This is a genomic window from Pseudomonas sp. CFBP 13719 (genome assembly GCF_014842095.1).
Classification (GTDB): Bacteria; Pseudomonadota; Gammaproteobacteria; order Pseudomonadales; family Pseudomonadaceae; genus Aquipseudomonas.
This window is the reverse complement of sequence record NZ_JACYVB010000005.1, coordinates 346,039-355,873: the sequence shown is the minus strand read 5'-3', so window position 1 is coordinate 355,873 and position 9,835 is coordinate 346,039. Positions and strand designations below refer to the sequence as shown.

Here is a 9,835-nt window from a genome sequence, read left to right as displayed (position 1 = left end):
CCATGTGAGAGTAGGTCATCGTCAAGATTCAATTCCGAAACCCCTATCTGCGCGAGCAGGTAGGGGTTTTGTCTTTTTAGCGTTTCAAATCAGTCTTCGTCATCGCTATCATTGCGCCCTACCGAGACGCCGAGTTCGCTATGTCACCATTGCTGGATCTACTGAAAGACGGTCATTTTCACTCGGGCGAAGCGTTGGGCGTGGCCTTGGGGGTCAGTCGCAGTGCTGTGTGGAAACAACTGCAGCAACTGCAGGCGGAGCTGGACATCGAGGTGCACAAGGTGCGCGGTAAAGGCTATCGCCTGGCCGACCCTGTCTCCGTGCTCTCCAGCGAGGTACTCGCGGCAAGCGCCCCTGCGGGCTGGACGCTTCGTGTCATGCATAGCGTCGACTCCACCAATGCCGAAGCATTGCGTGCCGTCGCTGACGCATGCCAGATGCCGCTGTTGATCCTGGCAGAGCGGCAAACCGCAGGTAGAGGGCGGCGGGGCAGGCCATGGGTGAGTCCGTATGCGCAAAATCTCTACTACAGCCTGGCGCTGCGTATCGAGGGGGGAATGGCTCGCCTGGAAGGCTTGAGCCTTGTGGTGGGACTTGCCGTGGTCCGAGCGCTGCATGCGCAGGGCGTAGGCGAGGCAAGGCTCAAATGGCCAAACGATATTCTGGTGGGAGAAAAGAAGCTCGCAGGGATACTGCTGGAGCTGGTTGGCGATCCCAGTGATGTATGTCATGTAGTCATCGGTATTGGTATCAACGTGAACATGAGGCAGAACACGGCGGTGGATCGGCCCTGGACCTCTGTACGCCTGCAGCGGATGAGCCTGGTTGATCGCAATGAGTTGGTTGTCGAGCTCAATGCGCAGCTTCGCAGTCACCTGGAGCGTCACGCACTGTCGGGGTTCGAGCAGTTGCGTGAGGAGTGGGAGGGGCTGCATGCTTGGCAGGGCAGGGCTGTTGTCCTCAGTGCCGGGTCGAAGGCCATTGAAGGCCGGGTGCTGGGAATAGATGGACAAGGCGGCCTGCGCCTTTCTGTGGACGACACCGAGCAGGTGTTCAGTGGCGGAGAGCTCAGCCTGCGTCTTGTAGAAGACAGCGGGGCGCCCGCCGCGCGTGATTCGAGGGAGGGGTGACAATGCGCTGGCTTGTACTACTGCTGTTGGTTCTGAACGTGTTCTACGCCGGCTGGCACCACCAGGAGCTTCCCGTGCGCCCCAAGGAGCTGGCCCCTCTCTCTACCTACAAAGGTGAGCGGCACCACATCCAGCTGCTGAACGAAAAGCCTGAAACCCAGCGCTGAGCATTCTCATGGGCGGCACTTGGCGTATTTGCCCGAGCGTGCGATGAGCGAACCGCCAGTGGTGACAAGGCATACGTTCGGTCCCAATGAATTCAATGACTTAAAACATGAAATAATCTGAGCTGGGGTATTGCCAGGTACGGATCGTTTGCATAGAATGGCGCCCGCTTCACAGCGATGGTGCGAAAGCCCGGCGCAGTGAAACAGCTGTCGATGTAGCTAACCTCAAGATTTTAATGAGAAAAAGCTTGACAGTGAGGTGGCATAGCGTAAAATGCCGCCACGTTAAGGAGGGGTTCCCGAGCGGCCAAAGGGATCAGACTGTAAATCTGACGTCTACGACTTCGAAGGTTCGAATCCTTCTCCCTCCACCATTTTTAGCGTGAGCTGCAAGCTCCGCGGGTATAGTTTAGTGGTAGAACCTCAGCCTTCCAAGCTGATGATGCGGGTTCGATTCCCGCTACCCGCTCCAAGTTTGCTGTTTGTGCATGGTTTCAAGCTCTTGTAGCTCAGTTGGTAGAGCACACCCTTGGTAAGGGTGAGGTCAGCGGTTCAAATCCGCTCAAGAGCTCCATTTTTGCAAGGCAGATATGAAAATATCTGCCTTTGTTTTAATGGTAGATGTGTGTTGCTCCTGTGGGTGTCGCACATCTCTGCTGTTGGCATCTTGGGTTGTGAGGTCTGTGCCAGGGATGATTGATATGTCCTTGTGTAGCATGGCGGTCCAATCAGGTGTTGAAATAGCTTTCCCGGGTCGGCATAATGTTCGGCCTGATTTGTTTTAGGTCAGTAGCTCAATTGGCAGAGCGACGGTCTCCAAAACCGTAGGTTGGGGGTTCGATTCCCTCCTGACCTGCCAGATTCACTCGGTGTGTCTGGCTTTCTTTTCACAGGATCCTCCTAGATGACTCCCAAGGCTGAAGCCCCAGAATCTCGTTTCGATCTGCTGAAGTGGCTCGTTGTTATCGCTTTGGTTGTGGTTGGCGTGGTTGGTAATCAGTACTACTCCGCGTCGCCGATCCTGTACCGGGTGCTTGCGCTTCTCGCCATTGCCGCTGTGGCTGCCTATGTGGCGCTGCAGACTGCCAAAGGCAAGTCGTTCTTCATCCTGGCTAAGGAAGCGCGCACCGAAATACGTAAAGTCGTTTGGCCGACTCGCCAAGAGACCACACAGACCACGCTGATCGTAGTCGCGGTCGTTCTGGTCATGGCGTTGCTGTTGTGGGGGCTCGATTCCCTGCTCGGCTGGCTTGTTTCCTTGATTGTTGGCTAAGGGTGTCCCGTGGCTAAGCGTTGGTACGTTGTGCATGCTTACTCGGGTTACGAGAAGCATGTTATGCGCTCTTTGATCGAGCGTGTAAAGCTGGCTGGTATGGAAGACGGTTTTGGCGAAATTCTCGTCCCCACTGAAGAAGTGGTCGAGATGCGAAATGGCCAGAAGCGTAAAAGCGAACGCAAGTTCTTTCCAGGCTATGTGCTGGTTCAGATGGACATGAACGAAGGTACTTGGCACTTGGTCAAGGACACGCCTCGGGTCATGGGTTTCATCGGCGGCACGGCTGACAAGCCGGCTCCGATCACCGATAAGGAAGCTGAGGCTATCCTGCGTCGCGTTGCTGATGGTAGCGACAAGCCCAAGCCAAAGACGCTGTTCGAGCCGGGCGAAGTGGTTCGCGTGACCGATGGTCCTTTCGCGGATTTCAACGGTACCGTCGAAGAAGTCAATTACGAAAAGAGCCGGATCCAGGTCGCGGTGCTCATTTTCGGTCGCTCTACTCCGGTAGAGCTCGAGTTCAGTCAGGTCGAAAAGGTCTGATTGGAAACGGATCCCATACCCCGCAGGCGTAAGCTGCGGGGTTTTGTCGTCACTGGGATAAAACGCAAGCAACTGGGGAGCCGAAAGGCGCTCGTACCCAATAGTGGAGTAGCTCATGGCTAAGAAAATCACGGCTTACATCAAGCTGCAAGTAAAGGCCGGCCAGGCCAACCCTAGCCCGCCCGTCGGCCCGGCTCTGGGCCAGCACGGCGTGAACATCATGGAATTCTGCAAGGCCTTCAACGCCCGTACCCAGGGTCAAGAAGCCGGCCTGCCGACTCCTGTAATCATCACTGTATACAGTGACCGCAGCTTCACCTTCGAAACCAAAAGCACCCCTGCTTCGGTATTGCTGAAGAAAGCAGCCGGTCTGACCAGCGGCTCGGCTCGTCCGAACACCGTCAAAGTCGGTACCGTGACTCGCGCTCAGCTCGAAGATATCGCAAAAGCCAAGAATGCGGACCTGACTGCCGCTGACATGGAAGCAGCCGTGCGTACCATCGCCGGTTCTGCTCGCTCCATGGGCCTCAACGTGGAGGGTGTGTAATGGCTAAGCTGACCAAGCGCCAAAAAGCTATTGCTTCCAAGATCGAAGCAGGCAAGTTGTACAACTTCGAAGACGCAGCTGCGCTGCTGACCGAACTGTCCACCGTCAAGTTCAGCGAGTCCGTTGACGTGGCTGTGAACCTGGGCGTTGACCCACGTAAATCCGACCAGGTCGTACGTAGCGCTACTGTGCTGCCGCACGGCACTGGCAAGACCGTACGTGTTGCGGTGTTCACCCAGGGTCCAGCTGCCGAGGCCGCTCTGGCTGCCGGCGCAGACCGCGTGGGCATGGACGATCTGGCTGCCGAAATGAAAGGCGGCGACCTGAACTATGACGTTGTCATCGCATCCCCGGATGCCATGCGCGTTGTTGGTCAGTTGGGTCAGATCCTCGGTCCACGTGGCCTGATGCCTAACCCGAAAGTCGGTACCGTGACGCCAGACGTCGCCAACGCCGTCAAGAATGCCAAGGCTGGTCAGGTTCGCTACCGCACCGACAAGAACGGCATCATCCACACTTCCGTTGGCAAGGTCGGTTTCGACGCCGTCAAGCTGAAGGAAAACGTTGAAGCCCTGATCGCCGATCTCAAGCGTATCAAGCCGGCTTCCTCGAAAGGTATCTACGTCAAGCGCGTCACCCTGAGCACCACCATGGGCCCAGGTCTGGTCATCGACCAAGGCTCGCTGGACGCGTAAGACTTTGTCGGTGGCGCGGGTGACCGTGCCATTGGCTGAAAAATTGGGGTCCCTGCCTGGCGGGGGCTATCCAAGACCGTAGGCGGCGCAAGCCTTAAACCTCAAGCCTACGCAGATGGTGCTCCCGGTTCCTTACCGAATCAGACACCAAAACGACATCCGGCTTCGGCCAGATGAAACGGTAACAAGCAGGAGTTAAACCCGTGGCAATTAATCTCGAAGACAAGAAGGCCATCGTCGCTGAAGTCAACGAGGCTGCCAAAGCTGCTCTGTCCGCTGTCGTGGCTGATGCCCGTGGTGTGACAGTAGGCGCTATGACCGGACTCCGTAAAGAGGCTCGTGAAGCTGGCGTATACGTACGTGTCGTACGTAACACCCTGCTCAAGCGCGCTGTTGCCGACACTGAATACAGTGTCCTCAACGACGTGTTCACCGGCCCGACCCTGATCGCATTTTCCACCGAACACCCGGGTGCTGCTGCTCGCTTGTTCAAGGAATTCGCCAAGGGTCAGGACAAGTTCGAGATCAAGGCAGCTGCGTTCGAGGGCAAGTTCCTCGCAGCTAACCAAATCGACGTACTGGCAACACTGCCGACCCGTAACGAAGCCATTTCGCAGCTGATGAGCGTGATTCAAGGCGCTACCAGCAAGCTGGCTCGTACTCTGGCCGCAGTTCGCGAGCAAAAAGAAGCTGCTGCAGCCTGAGTCTGAGCATTTTCTCTCGCGCTTTTTTGTTTATTTCGATGGCCGTGTAGGCCGTCCCCCAATTCAGGAAATACAGCAATGTCTATCTCCCAAGACGATATCCTCAACGCCGTAGCTGAAATGTCGGTTCTGCAGGTTGTTGAGCTGATCAAAGCTTTCGAAGAAAAATTCGGCGTTTCTGCTGCCGCTGCTTCTGCTGGCCCAGCTGCTGCTGCAGTTGTTGCTGAAGAGCAAACCGAATTCAACGTCATGCTGCTGGAAGCTGGCGAGAAGAAAGTAAACGTGATCAAGGCAGTTCGTGAACTGACCGGTCTGGGCCTGAAAGAAGCCAAGGCTGTAGTTGACGGCGCTCCTGCCATGGTTCTGGAAGCTGTTGCCAAAGACGCAGCCGACAAAGCCAAAGCAACGCTGGAAGAAGCAGGCGCCAAAGTCGAGCTGAAGTAAGCATCGACCTTGCGTCTCCAGCCCGAGCGTCAAGCGAAAGGCTGATGGCTGGTGGCTCATGCCACCGGCCTTTTTCCGTTACTGGCAGTCGATCAGGTCGACGCCGGCAACGCGCTGTAACCACCCGAGGGTGGCGCAAACCACGGGGTTTGCACGATTTTCTGGCTGCTCCCGTCGGGAGAAGCCACAAGCAGGTGACCAAGCTGGGGAACGCTGATGGCTTACTCATATACTGAGAAAAAACGTATCCGCAAGGACTTTAGCAAGTTGCCGGACGTCATGGACGTACCGTACCTCTTGGCTATCCAGCTGGATTCGTATCGCGAATTCTTGCAGGCGGGCGCGACCAAGGACCAGTTCCGTGATGTCGGTCTGCATGCGGCCTTCAAATCCGTTTTCCCGATCATCAGCTACTCCGGCAACGCTGCTCTGGAGTACGTTGGTTATCGTCTGGGCGAACCGGCCTTTGACGTCAAAGAGTGCGTACTGCGTGGCGTGACCTACGCTGTGCCGCTGCGCGTGAAAGTGCGCCTGATCATTTTCGACAAAGAATCGTCGAACAAAGCGATCAAGGACATCAAGGAGCAGGAAGTCTATATGGGGGAAATCCCCCTGATGACAGAGAACGGTACCTTCGTAATCAACGGTACCGAGCGCGTCATCGTTTCCCAGCTGCACCGTTCGCCGGGTGTGTTCTTCGACCACGACCGTGGCAAGACGCACAGCTCGGGCAAGCTGCTCTATTCCGCCCGTATCATTCCTTACCGTGGCTCCTGGCTGGACTTCGAATTCGATCCGAAAGACTGTGTATTCGTCCGTATCGACCGTCGTCGCAAGCTCCCTGCCTCGGTACTGCTGCGCGCTCTGGGCTACAGCACCGAGCAAGTCCTGGATGCGTTCTACACCACCAACGTATTCCACGTGCAGGGCGAACTGCTCAGCCTGGAACTGGTGCCCCAGCGCCTGCGCGGTGAAATCGCCGTTCTCGATATCCTCGACGAGAAAGGCAAGGTCATTGTCGAGCAAGGCCGTCGTATCACTGCCCGACACATCAACCAGATCGAAAAAGCCAACATCAAGCAGTTGGAAGTCCCGCTGGACTACGTTCTGGGTCGCACCACGGCCAAGGCCATCGTGCATCCGGCGACCGGCGAGATCCTGTGCGAGTGCAACACCGAACTGACCACCGACCTTCTGCTCAAGATCGCCAAGGCGCAGGTCGTTCGCATCGAAACGTTGTATACCAACGATATCGACTGTGGTCCGTTCATCTCCGATACCTTGAAGATCGACTCCACGGGCAACCAGCTTGAAGCGCTGGTGGAAATCTACCGCATGATGCGTCCAGGCGAGCCTCCAACCAAGGATGCCGCCGAGACCCTGTTCAACAACCTGTTCTTCAGCCCCGAGCGCTATGACCTGTCTGCGGTCGGCCGGATGAAGTTCAACCGTCGTATCGGTCGTACCGAGATCGAAGGTTCGGGTGTTCTGAGCAAGGAAGACATCGTTGCCGTATTGAAGACCCTGGTCGACATCCGCAACGGCAAAGGCATCGTCGATGACATCGACCACTTGGGTAACCGTCGTGTTCGCTGCGTAGGCGAGATGGCCGAGAACCAGTTCCGTGTAGGCCTGGTGCGTGTCGAGCGTGCGGTCAAGGAACGCCTGTCGATGGCTGAAAGCGAAGGCTTGATGCCGCAGGACCTGATCAACGCCAAGCCAGTTGCTGCCGCGGTGAAAGAGTTCTTCGGTTCCAGCCAGCTGTCGCAGTTCATGGACCAGAACAACCCGCTGTCCGAGATCACCCACAAGCGTCGTGTCTCCGCACTTGGCCCTGGCGGTCTGACCCGTGAACGTGCCGGCTTCGAAGTGCGTGACGTTCACCCGACGCACTACGGTCGCGTGTGCCCGATCGAGACGCCGGAAGGTCCGAACATCGGTCTGATCAACTCCCTGGCGGCCTATGCGCGCACCAACCAGTACGGCTTCCTGGAAAGCCCGTACCGTGTGGTGAAAGACGCTTTGGTCACCGACGAGATCGTTTTCCTGTCCGCCATCGAAGAAGCCGATCACGTGATCGCTCAGGCCTCGGCCACGATGAACGACAAGAAAGTCCTGATCGACGAGCTGGTTGCAGTGCGTCACTTGAACGAATTCACCGTCAAGGCGCCGGAAGACGTCACCCTGATGGACGTTTCGCCCAAGCAGGTTGTTTCGGTAGCGGCATCGCTGATTCCGTTCCTCGAGCACGACGACGCCAACCGTGCGTTGATGGGCTCGAACATGCAGCGTCAGGCTGTACCGACCCTGCGTGCCGACAAGCCGCTGGTAGGTACCGGCATGGAGCGCAACGTTGCCCGTGACTCCGGCGTCTGCGTCGTGGCTCGTCGTGGTGGTGTGATCGACTCCGTCGATGCCAGCCGTATCGTGGTCCGGGTTGCCGATGATGAAGTCGAGACTGGCGAAGCCGGTGTCGACATCTACAACCTGACCAAATACACCCGCTCGAACCAGAACACCTGCATCAACCAGCGTCCGCTGGTGAACAAAGGTGACGTGGTTCAGCGCAGCGACATCATGGCCGACGGCCCGTCCACCGACATGGGTGAACTGGCGCTGGGTCAGAACATGCGCATCGCGTTCATGGCGTGGAACGGCTTCAACTTCGAAGACTCCATCTGCCTGTCCGAGCGTGTGGTTCAGGAAGATCGCTTCACCACGATCCACATCCAGGAACTGACCTGCGTGGCCCGTGACACCAAGCTTGGCCCAGAGGAAATCACTGCCGACATCCCGAACGTGGGTGAAGCGGCGCTGAACAAGCTGGACGAAGCCGGTATCGTTTACGTAGGTGCTGAAGTCGGCGCCGGCGACATCCTGGTCGGCAAGGTCACTCCGAAAGGCGAGACCCAGCTGACTCCGGAAGAAAAACTGCTGCGTGCGATCTTCGGCGAGAAGGCCAGCGACGTTAAGGACACTTCCCTGCGCGTGCCTACCGGCACCAAGGGTACCGTCATCGACGTACAGGTCTTCACCCGTGACGGTGTCGAGCGTGATGCTCGTGCACTGTCGATCGAGAAGAGCCAGCTGGACGAAATCCGCAAGGACCTGAACGAAGAGTTCCGCATCGTCGAAGGCGCGACCTTCGAACGTCTGCGCTCGGCTCTGATGGGTCAGATCGTCGAAGGCGGCGCTGGGCTGAAGAAAGGCACCGAGGTCACCCACGAGGTCCTCGACGGCCTGGAACATGGCCAGTGGTTCAAACTGCGCATGGCCGAAGACGCGCTGAACGAGCAGCTCGAGAAGGCCCAGGCCTACATCGTCGATCGTCGCCGTCTGCTGGACGACAAGTTCGAAGACAAGAAGCGCAAGCTGCAGCAAGGCGATGACCTGGCTCCAGGCGTTCTGAAGATCGTCAAGGTCTACCTGGCCATTCGCCGTCGCATCCAGCCGGGTGACAAGATGGCTGGTCGTCACGGTAACAAGGGTGTGGTCTCGGTGATCATGCCTGTCGAGGACATGCCGCACGACGCCAACGGTACGCCGGTGGATGTGGTACTCAACCCTCTGGGTGTACCGTCGCGCATGAACGTTGGTCAGATTCTCGAAACCCACCTGGGCCTAGCGGCCAAGGGGCTGGGCGAGAAGATCAACACCATGCTCGAAGAGCAGCGTAAGGTAGCTGATCTGCGCAAGTTCCTGACCGAGATCTACAACGAGATCGGTGGTCGTCAAGAGCAGCTGGAAACCTTCTCCGATCAGGAAATCCTGGATCTGGCGAAGAACCTCAAGGGCGGCGTTCCTATGGCCACCCCGGTGTTCGACGGCGCCAAGGAAAGCGAAATCAAGGCCATGCTGAAACTGGCAGACATGCCGGAAAGCGGCCAGATGCAGCTGTTCGACGGCCGTACCGGCAACAAGTTCGAGCGCCCGGTCACCGTTGGCTACATGTACATGCTGAAGCTGAACCACTTGGTGGACGACAAGATGCACGCGCGTTCCACTGGTTCCTACAGCCTGGTTACCCAGCAGCCGCTGGGTGGCAAGGCGCAGTTCGGTGGTCAGCGTTTCGGGGAGATGGAAGTGTGGGCGCTGGAAGCATACGGCGCGGCATACACCCTGCAAGAAATGCTCACAGTTAAGTCGGACGATGTGAACGGTCGTACCAAGATGTACAAGAACATCGTGGACGGCGATCACCGTATGGAGCCGGGCATGCCCGAGTCCTTCAACGTGCTGATCAAAGAGATTCGTTCTCTGGGTATCGACATCGATCTGGAAACCGAATAACACGTGACGCGAATCGGGAGTGGACGGTTACCGTCCACTCCC

Annotated in this window: 9 protein-coding genes and 4 tRNA genes; all 13 read left to right on the top strand. The window is 57.4% G+C overall.

Annotation, left to right across the window (positions count from 1 at the left end; translation table 11 throughout):
* Window positions 1-140 precede the first annotated feature (140 nt).
* The 13 genes from birA to rpoB all read left to right on the top strand — a co-directional run bounded on the left by birA (window position 141) and on the right by rpoB (window position 9,793).
* On the top strand, window positions 141-1,130 hold the full coding sequence (gene birA, locus IFT57_RS18160) for a bifunctional biotin--[acetyl-CoA-carboxylase] ligase/biotin operon repressor BirA (RefSeq protein WP_192152225.1): 990 nt from the start codon (window positions 141-143) through the stop codon (window positions 1,128-1,130).
* A 2-nt stretch (window positions 1,131-1,132) separates the two neighbouring features.
* Window positions 1,133-1,297, top strand: coding sequence for a hypothetical protein (locus IFT57_RS18155; protein WP_185795443.1), 165 nt, complete (start codon window positions 1,133-1,135; stop codon window positions 1,295-1,297).
* Between the two features lie 289 nt (window positions 1,298-1,586).
* Window positions 1,587-1,671, top strand: a tRNA-Tyr gene (locus IFT57_RS18150).
* A 24-nt stretch (window positions 1,672-1,695) separates the two neighbouring features.
* Window positions 1,696-1,769, top strand: a tRNA-Gly gene (locus tag IFT57_RS18145).
* Between the two features lie 26 nt (window positions 1,770-1,795).
* A tRNA-Thr gene (locus IFT57_RS18140) sits at window positions 1,796-1,871 on the top strand.
* Window positions 1,872-2,080: 209 nt separating this feature from the next.
* Window positions 2,081-2,156 (top strand) — tRNA-Trp (locus IFT57_RS18135).
* A gap of 45 nt (window positions 2,157-2,201) precedes the next feature.
* Entirely contained in the window at window positions 2,202-2,570 is a 369-nt protein-coding gene (gene secE, locus IFT57_RS18130) for a preprotein translocase subunit SecE (protein ID WP_122475668.1), read from the top strand.
* Between the two features lie 9 nt (window positions 2,571-2,579).
* Window positions 2,580-3,113, top strand: a complete 534-nt coding sequence (gene nusG / locus IFT57_RS18125; protein ID WP_010443972.1) for a transcription termination/antitermination protein NusG — start codon at window positions 2,580-2,582, stop codon at window positions 3,111-3,113.
* Window positions 3,114-3,228: 115 nt separating this feature from the next.
* Window positions 3,229-3,660, top strand: coding sequence for a 50S ribosomal protein L11 (gene rplK / locus IFT57_RS18120; protein WP_043192510.1), 432 nt, complete (start codon window positions 3,229-3,231; stop codon window positions 3,658-3,660).
* Window positions 3,660-4,355, top strand: a complete 696-nt coding sequence (rplA, locus tag IFT57_RS18115; RefSeq protein ID WP_043192511.1) for a 50S ribosomal protein L1 — start codon at window positions 3,660-3,662, stop codon at window positions 4,353-4,355. The genes rplK and rplA overlap by 1 nt, the downstream gene beginning before the upstream one ends.
* A 203-nt stretch (window positions 4,356-4,558) precedes the next feature.
* On the top strand, window positions 4,559-5,059 hold the full coding sequence (rplJ, locus tag IFT57_RS18110) for a 50S ribosomal protein L10 (RefSeq protein ID WP_122475664.1): 501 nt from the start codon (window positions 4,559-4,561) through the stop codon (window positions 5,057-5,059).
* A gap of 78 nt (window positions 5,060-5,137) precedes the next feature.
* Entirely contained in the window at window positions 5,138-5,503 is a 366-nt protein-coding gene (rplL, locus tag IFT57_RS18105) for a 50S ribosomal protein L7/L12 (RefSeq protein ID WP_122475662.1), read from the top strand.
* Between the two features lie 216 nt (window positions 5,504-5,719).
* Window positions 5,720-9,793, top strand: coding sequence for a DNA-directed RNA polymerase subunit beta (rpoB, locus tag IFT57_RS18100; RefSeq protein ID WP_122795498.1), 4,074 nt, complete (start codon window positions 5,720-5,722; stop codon window positions 9,791-9,793).
* Window positions 9,794-9,835 lie beyond the last annotated feature (42 nt).